The 378-nt window shown below is 31.2% G+C and carries 1 protein-coding gene and 1 pseudogene; both read right to left on the bottom strand.

Annotated features, from left to right (window positions below):
- A partial coding sequence (locus tag JWG44_RS22175) for a type II toxin-antitoxin system PemK/MazF family toxin (RefSeq protein WP_205277207.1) occupies positions 1-245 on the bottom strand: 245 nt, incomplete at its 3' end.
- A pseudogene (locus tag JWG44_RS22170) lies at positions 232-378 on the bottom strand (ChpI protein); the annotation flags it as partial. The gene JWG44_RS22175 and the pseudogene JWG44_RS22170, both read right to left, overlap by 14 nt.

Genomic DNA, 378 nt, shown 5'->3' with positions numbered 1-378 from the left:
AAAGTCACAATTTGAGAGACATTTACGACTGAGTCTTTTGATAAATTCGAATCTTTCTTACTAATTAGAACATTACCAGGTGCTTCAGATAGATTTAAATTCGATGTAATTGCGATCGAAACTATTGTTTTAATATTACTTTGATTAAAAGAATCGTCTTGAATAATGAGAACGGGACGTTTAAATCCAGGTTCGCTTCCAAAGGGAATTCCTAAATCGACCCACCAAATTTCACCACGAATCATTTTTTAAACTCTTGCGAAGAGAATCTACGGATAAATCAGTAATATTATTTTTAGTTTCTTTGGATTTACTGCTATAGACTTCATTTAATTTCTCAGTTATTGATTCTTTACTATGGGATTGGATAAATTCTTC

Source organism: Leptospira ainazelensis (genome assembly GCF_016918785.1).
Taxonomy (GTDB): Bacteria; Spirochaetota; Leptospiria; order Leptospirales; family Leptospiraceae; genus Leptospira; species Leptospira ainazelensis.
This window is presented reverse-complemented; position numbering and strand designations above follow the sequence as displayed.